Source organism: Pedococcus sp. P1_H8 (genome assembly GCF_056405175.1).
Window position 1 is genome coordinate 1 of record NZ_JBFUCP010000426.1, and the last position, 375, is coordinate 375.

Genomic DNA, 375 nt, shown 5'->3' on the forward strand with positions numbered 1-375 from the left:
CCCCAGAAGGTGTGCTTGAACGGCACCCCGCACTCGACCAGCCAGTCGAAGTGCGCGACGCTGCCCTCGCAGTAGTCCGTGAGCTTGGCCTCGTCCACACCCGGGCCGAGCGCCGCCCTCAGGAAGTTCTTCATCTCCTCGACGGAATCGTCGAAGCCACAGGACTTCTGGACTGCGGTGCCGCCGCCGAGGTAGACGAAGCCGCCGGCCAGTGCGGCAGCTCCGCCCCATCCACCGGTCCGCTCGAGCACCAGCACCTCGGCGCCCGCATCGGCGGCCTCGATGGCCGCGGAGACGCCCGCAATGCCGTAGCCGGCGACGACCACGTCGGCCTCGAAGTCCCAGGATTCGATGTCGGCGGCGGCGACTGGGCGG

At 70.1% G+C, this 375-nt stretch carries 1 protein-coding gene; it reads right to left on the reverse strand.

Translation table 11 applies throughout. The annotated features are described in order from the left end of the window. Nucleotides 1-375, reverse strand: a 375-nt coding sequence (locus AC1DYG_RS20675; RefSeq protein WP_477641701.1) for an FAD-dependent oxidoreductase, incomplete at both ends; no start/stop codon positions are given.